This is a genomic window from Variovorax sp., from assembly GCF_965279555.1.
GTDB lineage: Bacteria > Pseudomonadota > Gammaproteobacteria > Burkholderiales > Burkholderiaceae_C > Variovorax.
On sequence record NZ_OZ257247.1, the window covers coordinates 5,800,098 to 5,819,154 of the forward strand.

A 19,057-nucleotide genomic window follows, 5' to 3' on the forward strand; every position below is an offset into this window, starting at 1 on the left:
GAAATCAATCGTTTCGGAGAGGGACGGGCATGGAAGACCAGACGCAGGACGCGCGCTACGCGCCGCCGCAATCCCATGTGGAAGACGTGCAGCAAACCGGCCAGCCGCAGCCGGGGCAGCCCGCGACGCGCGGCAAGCGCTTTCTGGCCGCCATGGTCGACGGCGGCATCGCGGTCGGCGCGCTGTGGCTGCTGTCGATGTTCACGCCCTACGATGTCTGGAGCGACGACGGCCTCAGCCTCTGGACGCCCCGTATTGCCGACACCGCCATCGGCATCGTTCTCTACCTCGCATTGCACGGCTACCTGCTGGCCACGCGCGGCCAGACCATCGGCAAGGCACTGTTCAAGATCCGCATCGCGCGGCCCGACGGCTCGAAACCGTCGATCGGCCGCATCCTCGGCTTGCGCGAGAGCCCGCTGTTCCTGGCGAACATCGTGCCGATGCTCGGGCAGATCTTCGTGCTGGTCGACAGCCTCCTCATCTTCCGTGAGTCACGCCGCTGCCTGCACGACCAGATCGCCGATACGGTCGTGCTGCAGGCCTGAGCGTTGGTGCGGCTCGACACCCTCTACACCGCCGAGACCCCGGAGGGCATCGCGCTCTCGCTGCGCCCGGCCGGGCTGGTCGCGCGCGGTCTGGCTTATCTGATCGACTTCGCGATCCGGCTCGGCATCTTCGTCGGCATCTCGATCACGGTCGGCATGCTGGGCAAGATGGGCTTCGGCATCCTGCTGGTCGCGTATTTCTGCCTCGAGTGGTTCTACCCCGTGATCTTCGAACTCACGCGCGCGGCGGCCACGCCCGGCAAGCGCGTGATGGGCCTGCGCGTGGTGATGGACTCCGGCCTGCCCGTGACGCCCGCCGCCTCGCTCACCCGCAACCTGCTGCGCGCGGCCGACTTCGTGCCTTCCTTCTACGGCGCGGGCATCGTGTCGATGCTGTGGCGGCGCGACAGCAAGCGGCTGGGTGACCTGGCCGCCGGCACGCTGGTGGTTTTCAGCGACCAGGTGAGCCTGCACGGCAGCGTGCCCGCCGCCGAGCCGCAGGCGCCCGCGCGGCCGCTGACCGCGCGCGAGCAGATGGCCGTCGTCTCGTGGGCCGGCCGCGCGACGCGCCTGACGCCCGAGCGTTTCGACGAACTCGCCCGCATCGCGCAGCCGGTGCTGGGCCCCGACACCTCCGCGGGCGGCGGTGCCTCCGCATCGCAGCGCCTTCTGGGCGTGGCGCAGTGGGTGCTGGGCCGGCGCGGCGGCAGCGCAGCCGACACGAGAGGAAGCACGACGCGATGACGCCGCTGGATTTCGAAGCCGCCTATGCGCCCCTGTGGGCCGAACTCGAAGCCGTCATCGGCGTGGCCGAGACCAAGCGCAAGTTCGACGGCGCGCGGCTTGCCACGCTGTACCGCCGCGTGTGCGAGCACCTCGCGCTGGCGCAGGCCAGGGCCTATCCGATCCACCTCACGCAGCGGCTCGAAAGCCTGACGCAGAGCGCGCACCGGCTGATCTACCGGCAGCACGACTACGGCCTGGCGCGCTTCGCCCGGCTGGCGCTGGTCGACTTTCCCGAAGCCGTGCGGGCGCATCGCGTCTACCTGTGGGTGTCGGCGCTGATGTTCGTGCTGCCGCTGCTGGTGGCGGGCTGGGCCGCCTGGCGCGACCCCGGCTTCATCCTGCATCTGCTCGACGCCGACAACGTGCAGCAGTTCGACGCGATGTACAGCGACGACGCCGATGCCTTCGGCCGCACGCGCAGCGCCGGCGATGACTGGCAGATGTTCGGCTTCTACGTGATGCACAACATCGGCATCGGCTTTCGCTGCTTCGCGGCCGGCATCTTCGCGGGCGTGGGCAGCGCGGCGCTGGTGGTGTTCAACGGCATCCAGATCGGCGCGGTCGGCGGCTACCTGATCGGCACGGGGCATGCCCAGAACTTTCTCTCCTTCGTCGTCACGCATTCGGCCTTCGAGCTCACGGCCATCGTGCTGGCCGGCGCGGCCGGGCTGCGGCTGGGCTACGCGTGGATCGCGCCCGGGCGCCACACCCGGCTCGAGGCCCTGCGGCTGGCCGCGCGCCATGCGGTGGTGATCGTCTACGGCGTCATCGGGCTGCTGCTGATCGCCGCCGCGGTCGAGGCTTTCTGGTCTTCGGCGCGCTGGATCGCGCCGGCCGTGAAGTACGGCGTGGGCGGCGCCTGCTGGGTGCTGGTGCTGGCGTACCTGGGCTGGCAGGGCCGGCCACGTGGAACCGCCGGCATGGTTGCGCAAAAGGAGCCCGGCCATGCAGGTTGACGGCCTTGCCATCGCGCTGCGGCCACGCCCCATGGCCGAGGCCGCGGATCTGGGCGCGCAGCTCGTGCGCAGCCACGCGCGCTCGGTCTGGCGCACCTTCCTGCCGGTGTACCTGGTCACGGTGCTGCTGGCGTTCTGCACCGTCGAGATCGCGGGCTGGCTGCCGAGCCTGCTGATCTTCTGGCTCAAGCCCTGGCTCGACCGCAGCCTGCTCTTCGTGCATTCGCGCGCGGTGTTCGGCCAGGAGACGCGCTTCGCCGACCTGTGGCAGAACCGCCGCGCCGTGTGGGGCGGGCAACTGCTGCGCACGCTGCTGTGGCGGCGGCTGTCGCCCTGGCGCTCGTTCACCCAGGCGATCGACCAGCTCGAAGGCCAGCGCGGCGGCGCACGCAGCAAGCGGCGCGCGCAGTTGCTGCGCGGGCGCCGCGGCGCGGCCACGGGCATGCAGCTGGTGTTCGCGAACGTGGAGATGGCGCTCGACATTTGCCTGCTGTCGCTGCTGTTCTGGTTCGCGCCGGAGGGCAGCTCGCGCGAACTGTTCGGCTGGCTCACGCAGTCGGACGCACCGCTGCAGAGCCTGCTGGCCGCGGGCGCCTATGCAATCGTCGTCGGCGTGCTGGAGCCGTTCTACGTGGGCGCCGGTTTTGCGATGTACCTCAACCGCCGGGTCGAACTCGAGGCCTGGGACATCGAACAGGAGTTCCGCCGTGGGTTCCGCTGACATCCGGCGATGGCTGTTCGCTGCCGTGCTGGCCGTGTGCTGCACGGCCGGCACGGCCTCGGCCGCGAGCGACGCAGCCCCGACGCGCGAGCAGGTCAGGGCGGCCGCCGAGAAAGTGCGCGCCGACCCGAACATGCCCGGCGTCAAGACCGAGAAGAAGCTGCGCTTCAAGGAGCGCGACGACGACGAGGAAGAAGAGCCCGAGAAGAAGGCCGACAGCCTCGACTGGCTGCGCGACTTCGTGAGGACCGTGGCCGAAGGCGCGCGCTGGCTCATCTGGGGGCTGGCCGCGCTGGCGCTGGCCTGGCTGGCGATCCGCATCCACCGCTGGGCGCGGGTGCGTGCCGGCGGCGCGCGGCCCGGCAAGGCGCCGCTGCCCAGCCATGTCGGCAGCCTCGACATCCGGCCCGAGAGCCTGCCCGACGACGTCGGCAATGCCGCAGCGGCGCTCTGGCAGCGCGGCCAGCACCGGCCGGCGCTGTCGCTGCTGTATCGCGGCGCGCTGTCGCGCCTCGTGCATGCGCACGGCGTGCCGGTGCGCGCAGCGAGCACCGAGGGCGAGTGCGTGGCCCTTGCCGCCAGCCGGCTGCAGCCGCAGGCACAGGCCTTCTTCGTGCGGCTGGTGGATGCCTGGCAACTGGCGGCCTACGGCGGGCGCCTGCCTTCCACCGCGCAGGTGCTGGCGATCTGCGGCGAATTCGACCTGCACCTGCCGGCAGTCGCCGCGCCCTTGCCCGGCTTCGCGCAGGAGGCCGCCGCATGAAGACCTGGGTGGTCCGCATCGTCTCGGTGCTCGTACTGGTGCTGGCCGGCGCCTGGCTGGTTTCCGCCACCGAATGGGCGGAAACCGAAGTGCCGACGCCCGCGAGCGAGGAGGTCAAGAAGAACTCCTTCTATGCCGTGCAGTCGCTGCTGCGCCTCCTCGGCGCCGAGGTGGTCAGGCGCGAGAGCCTGGACGAGCTGCCGCCTGCGCAGGCGCGGCTGGTGCTCTCCTCCAGCTACTGGGACATGTTCCCCGAGCGCGAGCAGCGCCTTCGCCGCTGGGTCGAGCAGGGCGGCCATCTCGTGATGCCGGGCCACCTTGCGAGCAGAGACATGCTGGAGAGCTGGATTCCGCTGGTCCGCGAAAAACCCGTGCGGCCGGACGAGTCCGACGAACCCGCTGCACCGAAGAAGAAAAAGTCCCGCTCGCAGCGCGACGAACAACGCATCAAGGACGCCGACTGCCGCATGCTGACCGAGCCCGACACCGTGCCCGCGAGCTTTGCGGGCGGCCGGAGCTTCCGCATCTGCACCTGGGCGGAGCCGGTGCAGTTCAGCCCCGCCGACAAGCGGCAGCCGCCGCCGTGGATGGCGCGCGGCGCACGCGGCGCCGAGGCGATCCGCGTGCGCGTCGGCCAGGGCACTGTCACCTTGCTGCCCTCCGGCGTGTGGCACAACCAGAACCTGCTGCGCGGCGACAACGCGCTGTTCGCCGTGGCCGCGCTGCAGCTGCGTACCGCCGGTTCGCAGGTCTGGTTCGTCGCCGAGGAGGCGCGCGAGCCTTTCCTGCGCTGGCTCTGGCAAAAGAGCTGGGTGGTCTGGGTCGTGGGCCTGCTGGCGCTGGCCGCAGCGCTCTGGCGCGCGGCCGTGCGCTTCGGCCCGCTCGCGCCTTCGGCCAGCACGCACCGGCGTTCCATGGCCGAGCAGGTGCGCGGCACCGCCGGCTTCCTGCACATGCACGGCAGCGATGCCCTGCACGCGGCGCAACTGCGCGCGCTGAACGAATCCGCCACCCGCCAACTGCGCGGCTATGCCCACCGCGACGCGGCGGCACGCGCCGACGCCATCGCCAAGGCCACCGGCCTGGAAGCGGCCATGGTCGTGCGTGCGATGGCTGATCGCGCCCGCAACCCCGGGGCCATGGCCCTCGACCTGGAAGTGCTGGAAACCGCGCGCCGGCGGCTCGATGCCAACGGGCCCTTCGTGCTTTCGCCTTCCTCCGCTTCTTCTTCCCCCTCCACACCCTGAACCGAGAGACGACGCCCATGCAAGCCATCCAACCCGAAGAACTGACGCGCGCGGCCCAGTGGCTGCAGACGCTGCGCGCCGAGGTCGGCCAGGCCGTGGTCGGCCAGCTCGAGGCGGTCGACCAGACGCTGGTGGCGCTGGTCGCGTCGGGCCATGTGCTGATCGAAGGCGTGCCGGGCCTGGGCAAGACGCTGCTCGCGCGGGCGCTGGCGCAGGCCATGACGCTGCGCTATGCGCGCGTGCAGTTCACGCCCGACCTGATGCCCTCTGACATCACCGGCCACGCGGTGCTCGACATCGCCTCGCGCGGCGACGGCAGCCTCGGCACCCTGCGCGTGCACCAGGGGCCGGTGTTCACCAACCTGCTGCTGGCCGACGAAATCAACCGCGCGCCGGCCAAGACCCAGAGCGCTCTGCTCGAAGTCATGCAGGAGTACCAGGTCACGCTCGAAGGCACGGCCATGCCGCTGCCGCGTCCCTTCATGGTGATGGCCACGCAGAACCCGATCGACACCGAAGGCACCTACCCGCTGCCCGAAGCGCAGCTCGACCGCTTCCTGCTGAAGATCGACATCGGCTTTCCCAGCCACAGCGAAGAAAACGCCATCGTGCAGCTGACCACGAACCAGCGCGCCGGCAACCAGTTTCCGCTCGACGCGGTGCGCCCCTGCCTCGACGAGGCGCAGGTGCTCGAACTGCAGCGGCTGGCCTGCCTGGTGCAGGCCGACGAGCGCGTGATCGACTACGCGGTGCGCATCGCGCGCGCCACGCGCGACTGGCCGGGCCTGTCCTCGGGCGCCGGGCCGCGCGGAACCATGGCGCTGGTGCGCGCCGCCCGGGCCGCCGCGCTGATGGCCGGGCGCGACTTCATCACGCCCGACGACGTGGCGCGCCAGGCGCTGCCCGCGCTGCGCCACCGCGTGATGATCTCGCCCGATGCGCAGCTCGAAGGCGTCAGCGTCGACGCGCTGCTGCGCGCCGCCCGCGACAGCGTAGAGGCCCCGAGGTTATGACACTCGCCCCCAGGCTTCGCGCACTTCGTGTCGCTGCGCCAACCCCCTGCCGGGGGCAACACCTGCGGCCCGGCGAAGCCGGTTCCGCGGTGTTTCCCGAAGGAGCCGCGCCCCGATGACCTGCGCGCTGCCGATTCCCGCGCGCGCGGCCGTGCTGGCGCTGGCCGGCCTGGCCGTGTCCGCCGCCGTGGCGCTGCTGCTGGGCGCTCCGCTGGGCTACGTGGCCGTCGCGGCGGGTGTGTTGCTTCTGCTGGGGCTCGCGTTCGCGGCGCTCGACTTGTGGCAGAGCCTGCGCCTCTGGCACGCCGCGCCGCTGCGCATGGAGCGCAACCTGCCGGGCGCGTTCTCCCTGGGCGTGCCGACGGTGCTCACGCTCGCGCTGGTGAATGAAGGCGCGCAGCCGTGGCGGGTGGCGGTGTTCGACGAGCTCGATGCGCACTTCAGCTTCGACGGGCTGCCGCAGTCCGTTACCGTGCCCGGAGGCTCGCGCGCCGTGCTGCGCTACACCGCCACGGCCACGCAGCGCGGCGTGGCGCAATTCGGCGCCACCCAGCTGCGCTGGCGCACCCGGCTCGGCTGCTTCGAGGTGAGGCAGGCGCTCGGCGAGCCGCGCCGGCTGCGCGTGTATCCCAACTTCGCTGCGCTGGCGCGCTATGCATGGCTGTCGGGCGACCGGCGGCTTGCGCAGATCGGCATCAAGACCTATGCGCAGCGCGGGCTCGGCACCGACTTCCGGCAGCTCGCCGACTACAAGACCGGCGACTCGCTGCGCCACATCGACTGGAAGGCCACGCAGCGCCAGCGCCGCCCGATCGTGCGCGAGTTCCAGGACGACCGCGACCAGTGCGTGCTCTTCCTGCTCGACTGCGGCCGCCGCATGCGCGCCGACGAAGGCGCGCAGGCACAGAAGGCCAACAGCCATTTCGACGAGGCGCTCAATGCGCTGATGCTGCTGAGCTACGTGGCGCTGAAGGAGGGCGACGAGGTCGGCGCCATGACCTTCGGCTGCCCGCCCGAGGAACGGCGCGACTTCGCACCGCGCAAGGGCACCGCCACGCTCAATGCGCTGATGAACCGGCTGCACGACATCCAGCCCGGCGCCACCCATTCCGACTACCTGCTCGCCGCGCAGGAGCTGCTGATCACGCAGAAACGGCGCGCGCTCGTCATCGTGCTGACCAACTTCCGCGACGAAGACGCCACCGAGCTGCGCCCCGCCATCAAGCTGCTGCGCCGCAAGCACCTGGTGCTGGTCGCGAGCCTGCGCGAACGCGTGCTCGGACGCATCGCCAGCCAGCCGCTGGCCCAGCCGCGCGACGCGGTCGACGTGGCGGCTGCGCACCTGTTCGACCAGTCGAGGCGCGACGCCTTCGCGCGCGTGGTCGGCAACGATCCGCTGTCGGTCGACGTGGAGCCGGCAGACCTGGCGGTGGCGTTGGTGAACCGCTATCACGCTGTCAAAAGGGCTGGTCTTTTGTAGCCATCCCTGTCCACAATGTTTGCGTTCAGTTAATCGTTCAACTACCAACAGTCAGAGGAGAAGAAGCACATGACGGAATTGACCAACCCCAACCCCAATCTCAATCCGAACCCCTATGCCGCGCCCCGCGCGGCGGTGGACGACGTCTACGAAGACAACGCGAGCGTCCAGCCCGTGAAGCTGTGGTCCGCCAAGGGCCGGATCGGGCGGGTGCGCTTCCTGGCGTACATGATGTATTCGTACCTGCTGTGCGTCGCGGGGGCCGGCGTGCTGGGCGGCATCATCGGCGCGGCGGGTCTGGGCACACCGACCGGCATCGGCATCGTGACCGGGCTGGCCCTGATTCCCTATTTCATCTTCTATGTGCTGGCGGCGATCCAGCGCACGCACGACATGGACTGGTCGGGCTGGATGCTGCTGCTGGCGCTCATTCCCTTCGTGGGGCTGATCTGGGTCTTCAAGGGCGGCACCAATGGCCGCAACCGCTTCGGCGCGCCGCCGCCGCCGAACGGCCTGGGCGTCATCATCGGCGCATGGCTGCTGCCCGTGGTCGCGCTGATCGGCATCGTGCTGGCCATCGCGATGCCGGCCACCCGCTAACGCACCAGCGTCGACTTGCCGAACAGGCTCTCGATGAGTTCCACGGCCACCTCGGCCGTCTGGTTGCGCACATCGAGGGCCGGGTTCAGCTCCACCACATCGAGCGAGCAGAGCCGGCCGGTGTCCGAGATCATTTCCATGCACAGCTGCATCTCGCGGTAGGTCGGCCCGCCGCGCACGCCGGTGCCCACGCCGGGCGCTATGCCGGGGTCGAGGCAGTCGAGGTCGAAGCTCACGTGCAGGTGCGTGTCTTCATCCACGTCCTGCAGCGCCTCGGTCATGGTGGTGCGCATGCCGTGTTCGTCGATGTGGCGCATGTCGAACACGTTCAGGCCCAGCGTGCGAATGGCTTCCTTCTCGTCGCTGTCCACGCTGCGGATGCCGATGAAGCGGATGGCCTCGTGCGCCAGCGCCGCGCGCTCGCCGCTCCAGCCCGTGAGCACCGCCGGCCCGTGGCCCAGCAGGCACGACACCGGCATGCCGTGCAGGTTGCCGCTGGGGCTGGTGGTTTCGGTGTTGACGTCGGAGTGCGCGTCGAGCCACAGCACGCGCAGCTTCTTGCCGCGCCTGCGCGCATGCCACGCCACCGCGCTGATCGAACCGATGGCCAGGCAGTGGTCGCCGCCCATCATGAGCGGCACATGGCCGGCGCCGAGCGCGCTGTCGACGGCGGCGTAGACCGAGCGGTTCCACGTGACCACCTCGTCCAGATGGCGCAGTCCGTTGGCCGGCGCCGCCCACGGCGTGGCGGGGCCCGCGAGGTTGCCGCGGTCGATCACCGCGTAGCCCTGTTTCGCCAGCGCCTCGGGCAGGCCTGCCACGCGCAGCGCGTCGGGCCCCATGCCGGCGCCGCGCACGCTGGCGCCGATGTCGGTCGGCGCGCCGATCAGTTCGAGGGTGGTGGTGTTGTTGGTCATGCCGGCTTCCTCAGGTGTTGCCACAGATATGCATAGCCCAGCGCATCCATGAACGCCGATTCCTTGTTGTCCGCGGCCGCGCTGTGGCCGCCTTCCATGTTCTCGTAGAAGCTGCTGTCGTGGCCCAGCGCCAGCATCTTCGCGTGCATCTTGCGCGCATGCACCGGCCCCACGCGGTCGTCGCGCGTCGAGGTGGTGAAGAGCGCCGGCGGGCAGGCCTGGCCCGGCATCGCGTTCTCGTAAGGCGAGAAGGTACGGATGAACTCCCACTCCTCGGGCAGCTCCGGGTCGCCGTATTCCGCGATCCACGAGGCGCCGGCCGAAAGCTGCGTGTAGCGCCGCATGTCGAGCAGCGCGACCTCGCTCACGATCGCGCCGTAGAGCCGCGGGTACAGCGTGAGCATGTTGCCCATCAGCAGGCCGCCGTTGCTGCCGCCCATCGCGCCCAGGTGCGCGGGCGAGGTGATCTTGCGCGCGATGAGGTCCTCGGACACCGCCGCGAAGTCCTCGCAGGTGCGCAGCCGGTTCTCCTGCAGCGCGGCCTGGTGCCAGCGCGGGCCGTACTCGCCGCCGCCACGGATGTTGGCGACGACGTACACGCCGCCCTGGTCCAGCCATGCGCGGCCGATGCTGCCGCTGTAGCTGGGCTGCAATGAAATCTCGAAACCGCCGTAGGCGTACTGCAGCGTGGGGTTCCTGCCGTTGGCCTGCAGGTCCTTGGCGGCGATCTCGAAGTAGGGCACGCGGGTGCCGTCCTTCGAGGTGGCGAAATGCTGGCTCACGCTGTAGCGCGAGGCGTCGAAGAAGGCGGGGCTGTGCTTCAGCACCTGGGGCTCACCATGGCCGATGGTGCCGATGTAGAGCGTGGTCGGCTGCAGGAAGCCGCTGACCGTGAGGAAGTAGTCGTCGTTCTCGTCCTCGTCGATGCCGCCGGCCGCGATGGTCGAGAGCGCGGGCGCGCCGCCCAGGCTCTCGCGCTTCCACGGCCCCTTTCCATCGGCAGGCGGCGTGAGCACCTCGAGGCGGTTCACCACGTCGTGCATCACGTTGAGGATCAGGTGGTTGCGCGTCCACGAGTGGTCGTCGAGCGCGGTGGTGTCGTCGGGCTCGAACAGCACCGTCAGTTCACGCCTGCCGGCCATGTAGTCGTCGAACTTCGCGGCCAGCAGCGAGCCTGAGGCGTAGGTGCGGCCGCCCACCGTCCAGTCTTCGCGCGGCTCGATCAGCATCCATTCGCGCGTGATGTCGGTGTTGGAATCGTCGGGCACGTCGATCTTCACCAGGCGGCCGTCGGCGCCGCGCAGCCAGGTTTCGCTCTCGTAGAAGTCGATCTGCCGCGTGACGAAGTCGCGCTCGAAGCCGGGCGTGTTGTCGCGCCAGGCGCTGACGGACATGTCCTCGTGCAGGCCCTCGTACACCGTCACGGCGTTGGCCAGCGGCGTGCCGCGGCGCCACTCCTTCACGATGCGCGGGTAGCTGGAGCTGGTCATCGAGCCGGGGCCGAAGTCGGTGGCCACGTAGAGGTGGTCGATGTCTTTCCAGCCCACGTGGTTCTTGGCCTCGGGCAGCGAGAAGCCGCCTTCGACGAACTGCGCGGTCTCCAGGTCGAACTCGCGCACCACGTCGGCGTCGGCGCCGCCGCGCGAGAGCGAGATCAGGCAGCGCCTGTAGTCGGGCTCCAGGCAGTCGGCGCCGTGCCAGACCCAGTTCTCGCCGTCGGCCGCGGCCAGCGCGTCGAGGTCGAGCACGGTCTCCCAGGCGGGTTGCGGCTTGCGGTACTCGTCCAGCGTGGTGCGGCGCCAGAGGCCCTTCGGATGGTCCTTGTCGCGCCAGAAGTTGTAGAAGCGCGCACCGATCTTGCGCACCATCGGGATGCGGTCGTCCGAGTCGAGCACCTCGAGGATGCCCCGCTGGAGCGCATCGAACGCGGGCGACTGCGCATAGGCCTGCACGGTGCGTGCGTTCTGCGCGCGGGCCCAGTCGAGCGGCTTGTCGCCGTCGATGTCTTCGAGCCAGAGGTGGTCGTCCTGGGGGTGCTGCTGGGTGAGGCTGGATGTCATGGCCTCAGTGTACGGAGACCGCGTGAAACACATGTGCACGCAGTGGATTTGCTCGCAGCCGCTTTTTCATTACCTGGGGCAAACCCCTGTGCCGCCGGTGCCTTCCCCCCGGTGGAAACACTGAAGAAGGCGAGGCCCCTAAACGCGATGCCCGCGCTATCCTGCCAATCGGCGCATGCCCCACCAAGGAGACACAACACATGAAACACCTGAGCGGACTTGATGCCACTTTCCTGCACCTGGAAACGCCGGAAATGCCGATGCACGTGGGCTCCCTGAACGTGCTCGACCTGCCCAAGGGCTACAAGGGCGACTTCTACGAAGACGCCAAGAACTTCATGGCCAGCCGCATCCACCTGGCCGACGTGTTCACGCGCAAGCTCGCGCTGATGCCCTTCGACATGACCAACCCGGTGTGGGTCGAGGACGACGACATCGACCTCGACTACCACGTGCGCCACATCACGCTGCCCAAGCCCGGAACCAACCGGCAGTTGCAGCAATACGTGGCGCGGCTGCATTCCACGCTCATCGACCGCAGCCGGCCGATGTGGGAGTTCTTCATCATCGACGGCCTCAAGAGCGGGCAGGTGGCGCTCTACACCAAGGTGCACCATGCGGGCATCGACGGGCAGGCGGGCGTGGAAGTGGGCAAGGCCATCTTCGACCTCGAGGCCACCGGCCGCGTGGTGAAGCCGCCGCGTTCGCGTCCGCGCGGCAGCGGCTACCAGCTGGGCATGGCCGAGCTGGCGACCGCGGCGCTGCGCAACACCGCGCAGCAGTACGTGAAGCTCTTCAAGATGGCGCCCGCCATCGCGCGCGCCATCGGCGGCCTGGCCAAGCCCGACGAGAAGGCGGCCGAGAAGAACACGACCGCCGCGCCGAAGAAGTTCAACCTCTTCGCGCCGCGCACCTCGCTCAACGTGTCGATCACCAACCAGCGCACCTTCGCCGGGCGCACCATCTCGCTGGCCGAGACCAAGTACATCGCCAAGCACTTCGGCGTGTCGCTCAACGACGTGGTCATGGCCACCGTGGCCGGTGCGCTGCGCCACTACCTGGCCGACAACAACGAGCTGCCGGCCAAGCCGCTGGTGGCCGGCGTGCCGGTGAGCCTGCGCGAGGCGGGCGACCAGACGGCCAACAACCAGGCCAGCATGATCCTGGTGAGCCTGGCCACCGACATCACCGACCCGTTGCAGCGGCTGAAGGCGATCAACGCGTCGTCGACCTCGTCGAAGTCGACCATGAACCGCTTCAAGGCCGTGGTGCTCGACGACTTCCCGACCTTCGCCGCGCCGTGGCTGGTGTCGGGCATCGCGTCGATGGTGGGGCGTTCGGGCATCGTCAACCTGCTGCCCCCTGCGGCCAACGTGGCCATCTCCAACGTGGCCGGCGCGCCGTTCCCGATGTACTTTGCCGGCGCGCTCGTCACCTGCTACTACCCGGTGTCGATCGCCAGCCACGGCACGGCGCTGAACGTGACGGTGCAGAGCTACAACGGCCGCATGGACTACGGCCTGATCGCCTGCCGCCGCGCCGTGCCGGACATCACCGAGATCGGCGACTACCTGCTGGCCGAGCACAAGCTGCTGATGGAGCTGACGCAGAAGCACCCGGCCGCCGCCGGCGCCGCGCCTGCGCCGGTGCCGCCGAAAACGGTCGAGGCGCCTTCGGACGACGCCCAGGCCGCCGCGCCGGTTGCCGCGAAGAAGAAGCCGGCCGCGCGCAAGAAAGCGCCGGTGAAAGTCGCGGCAGCAAAGAAGGCGGTGAAGGCTGTGAAGGCGAAGGCCCCGGCCAAGGCCCCTCTCAAGGCGGTGGCGAAGAAGGCCAAGCCCGCAGCGTCCAAGACGCCGGCGCGCAAGGCCGCTCCGGCCAAGCGTTCCGGCACTTCGCGGGCCGCGGCGGCATGAAAAGAAAATTGGGGCAGTTGGACTAGTTTTCCGACCGTTCTAGTTTTCCAGGCCTAGGCCTCGAGGAAGAAGATAGGTCCATCGCGAAAGACACCCCGTTTCCTTCGCGAACCTTTCAACTTCAAGGAAACCACACCATGTCCACGCAAACCACCATCGCTTCCGCAGCCGTTCACGTCATCGGCCAGTACAACGACGCGGGCAAGACCCTGGTCGGCGCCTACCGCACCGGCGTGCATCGCCTGTTGAACGGCGCCGCTTCGCGCTACAGCGACTTCCTGGGCAGCCGCCAGATCCCGATGGTGAGCGAGAAGGTCAAGGCCAACCTGATCGGCGCGCAAGAGAAGATCAACGGCTTCCTGGCCAACCGCCTGGACATCGACACCAGCCGCATCGTGAACGTGATGGACCGCGTGGCCGCGGGCACCACGACCGGCATCGAAACGGTCGCCGGCCGCGTGGCGCGCATCGAATCGCCGGTGGCCACCTCGGTCATCAACACGCTGAGCGCCATCAACCAGCCGATCGCCACCGTCTCGGTGCAGATCGCCGACAAGATCGTCGCCGGCACCAGGCAGATCGAAGCCCGCGTGAGCGGCGCCGAAGAAGCTGCCAAGCCGGTCCGCACGGTGAAGGCCAGGGCCGGCGTCGCCAAGAAGCCGGTTCGCCGCGCTGCTGCCCGCAAGGCGGCCTGACCCCCGGGGCGCCTTGCGGCGCCCTTTTCATTTTTCCGGCATCTGGAGCACTTGCATGGCGACCCGTCCTGACGAAACCGCAAACTCGAAGAAGAAGGCGGCGCCTGCCAAGAAGAGGGTGCCAGCCGTGAAGAAGAAAGCGCCCGCCGCCAAAAAGCCCGCGGCGCAGCCCGGCAAGGCCGAAGGCCTGCTGCGTGCCGGCCTCAAGGCGCTGGACAACGTGCGCAACGACGTCGCCAAGCGCCAGGCCAACGTGATCGAAGGCCTGCTCGGCATCGGGCAGGGCAAGGTGCCCAGCCTCGGCCTGGACAGCTTCGGCATCCGCAAGTTCGAAGACGTGTTCGACCAGCGCGTCGCCACCGCCATGCAGCGCCTGGGCATGCCCGGCGCGGACGAAGTGCAGGCCCTGCGCGACGAGGTTGCGCAACTGCGCGAACGCGTGGCGCAACTCGAAGGCACCGCTACTGTGGCCACAGCCGCCCCGCGCGGACGCGGCAAACGCTGAGCGGCCACAACGCAACGCCCCGGTTGTGGCCAGCTCCAACACCACGCGCGACCGCATCCTGCAGGCCAGCCTTGCGCTGTTCAACGCGCAAGGCCTCGCGGCCGTGTCGACGCACAAGATCGCGGCAGAGCTGGGCATCAGCCCCGGCAACCTGCACTACCACTTCAAGGCCAAGCAACTCATCGTCGAATGGCTGTTCCGGCGCTTCGAGCAGCGCATGGAAGCGCTCAACGGCTCGTCGGCCTCCATCGCCGCCATCGACGACCTGTGGCTGGCGCTGCACCTGCGCTTCGAGGCCATCGACGAGTACCGCTTCATCTACCGCGACATGGCCTTCCTGGCCAGCGAGTACCCCGCGCTCGGCCAGCGCGCGCAGGCCCTGACGGCGCAGAACCTCCTGGCCGCGCAGGCGCTCTGCGAAGGGCTGGTTGCATCGGGCGTGATCGAGACCAGCGCCGAGCAGGCCCGCATCCTGGCGCTGCAGATGGTGTTCACCACCACCTGCTGGCTGTCGTTCGAGCGGCTCGTGCCGGGGCGCGACGCCCTGGCGCAGGCCGACCCCGGCCTGGCGGCCTTCTACACGCTCACGCTGGTTTCGCCGTATGTTTCGAGCGAATCGAGGGCTTACCTCGATTACCTGAGGGGCAAATACCTCGGATAAATGTCGTTGTTGTCCGACGGGGCATTGGCTGCTGCAGCCCCAACTTCGTCTTGAAGAAGATAAAAAACCAAAAAGGAGCCCTCCATCATGACCACTGCCACCCACGCCCGAGCCAACGATCCCATCGCGCCGCCGTCGCGCCTGCTGCTGCTTGCCGAAGCCCGTGCGCTCTGGGAGACCGGCGCGGGCATCGCCATGTGGCCGCTGCTTCAGCTTACGCCGCGCGGCGACGGCCACCCGGTGCTGGTGCTGCCTGGGCTGGTGGCGGGCGACGGTTCCACGCTGCTGCTGCGCCGCTACCTCCGCAGCCGCGGCTACGACGCCCACGGCTGGGGCCTGGGTCGCAACCTCGGTCCGCGCGAAGGCGTGGAAGACGGCATGGTCGAGCTGCTCAAGACCCTGCACGAGAAGAGCGGCCAGAAGGTCAGCGTGATCGGCTGGAGCCTGGGCGGCGTGTATGCACGGCTGCTGGCGTCGTCATACGCGCCGATGATCCGCAACGTCATCACCCTGGGCAGCCCGTTCTCCGGCAGCCCGCGCGCCACCAACGCATGGCGGGTGTACGAAGGCGTGAGTGGACAGAGCTCTCACGACCCGCGCCGCATGAAGTTCGTGCAGCCCACGCCACCGGTGCCCACTACTTCGATCTTCAGCCGCACCGACGGTGTGGTGGCATGGCGCTGCAGCATCGAGAAGACCGGGCCGCAGTCGGAGAACATCGAGGTGCTGGCCAGCCACCTGGGCCTGGGTGGGCATCCGGCGGTGCTCTATGCGGTGGCTGACCGGCTGGCGCAGCCGGAAGGGCAGTGGAAGCCGTTCAATCGCGGGTTGCTGGGGCCGCTGGTTTATCCGGACCCTGATCGGGACATCTGAGCGGGGCGTCGAGATCGAAGAAAAGCCGGCAGTCGCCGGCTTTTCTGTTTCTCATCAGCTGCCGGCCCAAACATCCAGCACATAGCGCTGGTCCGCGATCATCTTGTCCATCCATGCCGCGCTGTCGTGCCCATGCTCGCGTGCCAGATCGCTCAGCGTGCGCCGCACGTCGGGCTCCATGCGAGAGCCGTCGCCGCACACATAGACCACCGCACCCGCTTCGAGCAGCTTCCACACGTGCGCCGCCTGCTCGCGGATCAGGTCCTGCACATAGACCTTGCGCTCGCCCGCGCGAGAGAAGGCGGTGTGCAGCTTCATCACGCCGCGGTGTGCCCAGGCCTGGAGTTCGTCGGCGTAGATGAAGTCCTGCTCCGGGTGGCGGCATCCGAAGAACAGCAGCGCCTCGCCGAGCGCATTGCCGGCCTCTATCTGCGCCGCGCGTTCCTGCAGGAAGCCGCGGAATGGCGCGAGGCCGGTGCCGGGGCCGATCATGATGAGCGGGCGGCTCGCATCTTCCGGCAGCCTGAAGCCTTCGGCCGTGGTCTCGCGCACCACGCCGTGCACCGTGTCGCCCGCTTCGGCGCGCGCCAGGAAGTTGGAGCACACGCCCTCGAAGGTGCCGATGCCCGACCTGGCGGGGCCGCTCACCACGCCCACCGTCACGCTGCACTTGCCCGGCGTCATCGTCGGCGACGAGGAGATGGAGTAATAGCGCGGAGACAGCGGCGACAGCATTTCGAGGAACACCGCGAACGGCACCTGGCAGGCGCGATGCTCTTCCAGCAGGTCGAGCAGCGACTTGTGCTTGTGGAGCACGTCGGCCTTGTATGCCGCCTGCGAAGCCTCGTCGCTGCCTGACAGGGCCACCAGCTTGGGCTTGGTGAACGGGCACTCGGTGTAGGCCGCGAGCGTGGCGATCTGCTTGCGCGTGGCCACGTCCTGCAGCTCGACGTAGTCGCCCAGCAGGCGGTCCACCGCGATCACCTGCTCGAGCGGCAGCGCCGCCTTGCGGCCCGCGACGGCATGCAGGCGCGCATGCGCCGTGCGGTCGAAGCCGAAGCGCGCCATTGCACGCTCGACCTGCGCCGGGCTGTTGCGCGGCACCACGCTGAGGTGGTCGCCGGCGCGGTAGACCAGGCCCTCTGGCAGCATCAGCTCGACGTGGCGCGTGGAGCGGCCGGCTTCGCCACTGTGCTCGCTCGCGCCGCTTTGCAGCTCGCGGTTCTCGATCACCCGCAGCGCCACCGCGCCCAGCGCATCGACGATGGCGTTCTTCTGCGGCGGCGGCAGCTCTTCCAGCGTGTAGAGCGGTTCGCTCTGCGCGGGCGTGTCGGCGCCGGTCTTGATGTCGAAGGCCTTCACCAGCTCGGGCCAGAGCGCGTCGCTCCAGTCCTGGAAGGCGCCATCCATGTCTTCGCGCGCATCGCCTTCACCGCGCGGATGCACGCGCGTGGCGCCCAGTGCCTCGAGCCGCTCGTCGATGCGGCGCGGCACGGCCTGGTAGGTGGCGGCCCAGTCGGTGTTGCCACAGCCGAACACGCTGAATCGCACGCCGTTGAGCGCGTCGTCTGCCTTGTCGAGCCAGCGGTGAAACTCGGCCGCGTTGTCGGGCGCCACGCCGTTGTACGAAGCGCAGACGATCGCGACCGCGCCGTTGGCCGGCAGACGTTCGGCATAGTCGTCGAGCGAGGCCAGCTGCGTGGAGAAGCCGCGCATCTCGCCCGCCTCGGCCAGCTGGCGCGCCAGGTCTTCGGCGGTGCCGAGGTTCGAGCCCTGCAGCACCAGCAGCGAGGTGCCGTGGCGCGCGGCCTGCGGCTTGCGCTGCGCGGCCTGCACGGGCTGCACCGGAGCGGCCGCCGCGTCGGTCGTGTTGCCGCGCGGGCGCGTGGCCGGGTCGCGCAGCAGCGCCTTGATCCTGAAGCCCTCGGGCTTGATGGTGAGCGCTTCCTTGATCTTCAGCTTGTAGCCCGTGTGGTCCACCAGGTTGAAGCGCTGCAGGATCATGCCCAGCGTGAGCACCGCCTCCTGCAGGGCGAACTGCCGCCCGATGCAGGCGCGCTGCCCGTTGCCGAAGGGCTTGAAGGCGTTCACCGGCCGCTCGCGCTCGGCCTCGCGGCTGAAGTTGTCGGGGTTGAACCGGTCGGCGTTCTCGCCCCAGATGCCCTTGTCACGATGCAGCGCCAGCGCATGCATGATGATCATGTTGTTCTTCTTGATGGTGTACTGGCCGCCGATCTTGGTGTCTTCCTTGGCGCGCATCGAGATGGCAGGCGCCGTGGGGAACAGGCGCAGAGATTCCTTCAGCACCTGCATCACGTACTGCAGGCGGTTGACCTGCGCGTAGGTGGGCTTCTGCGTGGTGTCGGGGCCGAACACGTTGTCGACCTCGGCCTGCGCCTTGGCCATGGCCTCGGGGTTGTTCAGCAGGAAGTAGATGGCGAACGAGAGCAGGCCGCTGGTGGTTTCATGCCCCGCGATGAGGAATTCGATGCACTCGTCGCGGATCATCTTGTCGGTGAGCTGCTCGCCGCTCTTCTTGTCCACGCCCGCGATCATGTAGCTCAGCAGGTCGGGCTTGGTGGCGATGTCGGCGCCGCTCGCGCGCCGCTCCTCGATGATGTCTTCCACCATCTTGTGCATGTAGCGGATGTCCTTGCGCTGCTGCGCAAGCTCCTTCTTCAGCATCAGCTCTTCCAGCGGCAGGCCGCGGCGGTTCTGCACCGTCTCCAGCGTGCGCACCATCGCATCGACGAAGGGATGAAAGCCTTCGCGGTAGAACGAGTTGAAACGGTAGCCGAAGCCGCACAGGCCGATGGTGTCGAGCGTGAGCGCGGTCATGTCGCGCACCACGTCCACTTCCTCGTCGAAGTTCAGGCGCTCCCACTTGGTGACCAGTTGCCCGGCAATGTCCAGCATCATCGGGTGGTAGGCCTGCATCGCGCGCTGGCTGAAGTTGGCCAGCAAGATGTTGTGCGGCTTCGACCAGGTTTCTTCGTGCGTGTCTGATGTGAAGAGGCCATGCGACGCGGCACGCAACCGGCGCAATGCGCCGCGCGTGCTCTTGTCGAAGCGGGCTTCCTCGCACAGTTCGTCGACCAGCGCGGGCGACGACACCACGATCACCGGCATGCCCGGCATGTCGAGCCAGTAGATGCCACCGAGGTCTTGCGCGATCTTCCACATGTCGAGCACGGGAGAATCGGAGCCGATCGACAGCAGGTTGCCGACGAAGGGCTTCTTCGCCGGATGCGGGATCGGGTGGAGCGAGTTTTTGCCTGCCATCGTTGTTGTGCCTTCGGGTTGGACCCGCTTCGGATGT

The 19,057-nt window shown here is 68.8% G+C and carries 17 protein-coding genes; 14 read left to right on the forward strand and 3 right to left on the reverse strand.

Annotated features, from left to right (window positions below; genetic code table 11):
• The first annotated feature begins 29 nt into the window (after positions 1–29).
• The 9 genes from ACQY8B_RS27365 to ACQY8B_RS27405 all read left to right on the forward strand — a co-directional run bounded on the left by ACQY8B_RS27365 (position 30) and on the right by ACQY8B_RS27405 (position 8,114).
• Positions 30–548 (forward strand): RDD family protein, encoded by a 519-nt coding sequence (locus ACQY8B_RS27365; RefSeq protein ID WP_422084781.1) that lies wholly within the window; start codon positions 30–32, stop codon positions 546–548.
• Between the two features lie 6 nt (positions 549–554).
• The gene (locus ACQY8B_RS27370) at positions 555–1,292 is read left to right on the forward strand and encodes an RDD family protein (RefSeq protein ID WP_422084782.1); all 738 of its coding nucleotides are present in this window, start codon (positions 555–557) and stop codon (positions 1,290–1,292) included.
• A complete protein-coding gene (locus ACQY8B_RS27375) occupies positions 1,289–2,290 on the forward strand; it encodes a stage II sporulation protein M (RefSeq protein WP_422084783.1) in 1,002 nt (333 codons plus the stop codon). The genes ACQY8B_RS27370 and ACQY8B_RS27375 overlap by 4 nt, the downstream gene beginning before the upstream one ends.
• A complete protein-coding gene (locus ACQY8B_RS27380; RefSeq protein ID WP_422084784.1) occupies positions 2,280–3,011 on the forward strand; it encodes a hypothetical protein in 732 nt (243 codons plus the stop codon). Before ACQY8B_RS27375 ends, ACQY8B_RS27380 begins: the two co-directional genes overlap by 11 nt.
• The gene (locus tag ACQY8B_RS27385) at positions 2,998–3,774 is read left to right on the forward strand and encodes a DUF4129 domain-containing protein (RefSeq protein WP_422084785.1); all 777 of its coding nucleotides are present in this window, start codon (positions 2,998–3,000) and stop codon (positions 3,772–3,774) included. The genes ACQY8B_RS27380 and ACQY8B_RS27385 overlap by 14 nt, the downstream gene beginning before the upstream one ends.
• Positions 3,771–5,021, forward strand: a complete 1,251-nt coding sequence (locus ACQY8B_RS27390) for a DUF4350 domain-containing protein (RefSeq protein ID WP_422084786.1) — start codon at positions 3,771–3,773, stop codon at positions 5,019–5,021. Before ACQY8B_RS27385 ends, ACQY8B_RS27390 begins: the two co-directional genes overlap by 4 nt.
• 17 nt (positions 5,022–5,038) lie before the next feature.
• Entirely contained in the window at positions 5,039–6,034 is a 996-nt protein-coding gene (locus tag ACQY8B_RS27395; RefSeq protein ID WP_106936649.1) for an AAA family ATPase, read from the forward strand.
• Positions 6,035–6,149: 115 nt separating this feature from the next.
• The gene (locus tag ACQY8B_RS27400) at positions 6,150–7,514 is read left to right on the forward strand and encodes a DUF58 domain-containing protein (protein WP_422084787.1); all 1,365 of its coding nucleotides are present in this window, start codon (positions 6,150–6,152) and stop codon (positions 7,512–7,514) included.
• A 69-nt stretch (positions 7,515–7,583) separates the two neighbouring features.
• Positions 7,584–8,114 (forward strand): DUF805 domain-containing protein, encoded by a 531-nt coding sequence (locus ACQY8B_RS27405; protein ID WP_422084788.1) that lies wholly within the window; start codon positions 7,584–7,586, stop codon positions 8,112–8,114.
• Here ACQY8B_RS27405 and rocF read toward each other — a convergent pair.
• Both rocF and ACQY8B_RS27415 read right to left on the reverse strand, forming a co-directional pair.
• On the reverse strand, positions 8,111–9,031 hold the full coding sequence (gene rocF / locus ACQY8B_RS27410; protein ID WP_422084789.1) for an arginase: 921 nt from the start codon (positions 9,029–9,031) through the stop codon (positions 8,111–8,113). The genes ACQY8B_RS27405 and rocF overlap by 4 nt on opposite strands.
• Positions 9,028–11,091, reverse strand: a complete 2,064-nt coding sequence (locus ACQY8B_RS27415) for a prolyl oligopeptidase family serine peptidase (protein WP_422084790.1) — start codon at positions 11,089–11,091, stop codon at positions 9,028–9,030. Before ACQY8B_RS27415 ends, rocF begins: the two co-directional genes overlap by 4 nt.
• Before the next feature lie 200 nt (positions 11,092–11,291).
• Between ACQY8B_RS27415 and ACQY8B_RS27420 the strand changes: the two genes are divergently transcribed.
• The 5 genes from ACQY8B_RS27420 to ACQY8B_RS27440 all read left to right on the forward strand — a co-directional run bounded on the left by ACQY8B_RS27420 (position 11,292) and on the right by ACQY8B_RS27440 (position 15,738).
• Positions 11,292–13,004 (forward strand): WS/DGAT/MGAT family O-acyltransferase, encoded by a 1,713-nt coding sequence (locus tag ACQY8B_RS27420; RefSeq protein ID WP_422084791.1) that lies wholly within the window; start codon positions 11,292–11,294, stop codon positions 13,002–13,004.
• Between the two features lie 137 nt (positions 13,005–13,141).
• Entirely contained in the window at positions 13,142–13,699 is a 558-nt protein-coding gene (locus ACQY8B_RS27425) for a hypothetical protein (protein ID WP_422084792.1), read from the forward strand.
• Between the two features lie 55 nt (positions 13,700–13,754).
• Positions 13,755–14,204 (forward strand): phasin family protein, encoded by a 450-nt coding sequence (locus ACQY8B_RS27430; protein ID WP_422084793.1) that lies wholly within the window; start codon positions 13,755–13,757, stop codon positions 14,202–14,204.
• Positions 14,205–14,229: 25 nt separating this feature from the next.
• The gene (locus ACQY8B_RS27435; protein WP_422084794.1) at positions 14,230–14,865 is read left to right on the forward strand and encodes a TetR/AcrR family transcriptional regulator; all 636 of its coding nucleotides are present in this window, start codon (positions 14,230–14,232) and stop codon (positions 14,863–14,865) included.
• Between the two features lie 87 nt (positions 14,866–14,952).
• Positions 14,953–15,738: an esterase/lipase family protein gene (locus ACQY8B_RS27440; protein ID WP_422084795.1), complete on the forward strand. Its 786-nt coding sequence runs from the start codon at positions 14,953–14,955 to the stop codon at positions 15,736–15,738.
• Between the two features lie 54 nt (positions 15,739–15,792).
• Here the strand turns inward: ACQY8B_RS27440 and ACQY8B_RS27445 are convergent, their stop codons facing one another.
• Complete coding sequence (locus tag ACQY8B_RS27445) at positions 15,793–19,020, reverse strand: bifunctional cytochrome P450/NADPH--P450 reductase (protein WP_422084796.1); 3,228 nt, start codon at positions 19,018–19,020, stop codon at positions 15,793–15,795.
• Positions 19,021–19,057: the final 37 nt, after the last annotated feature.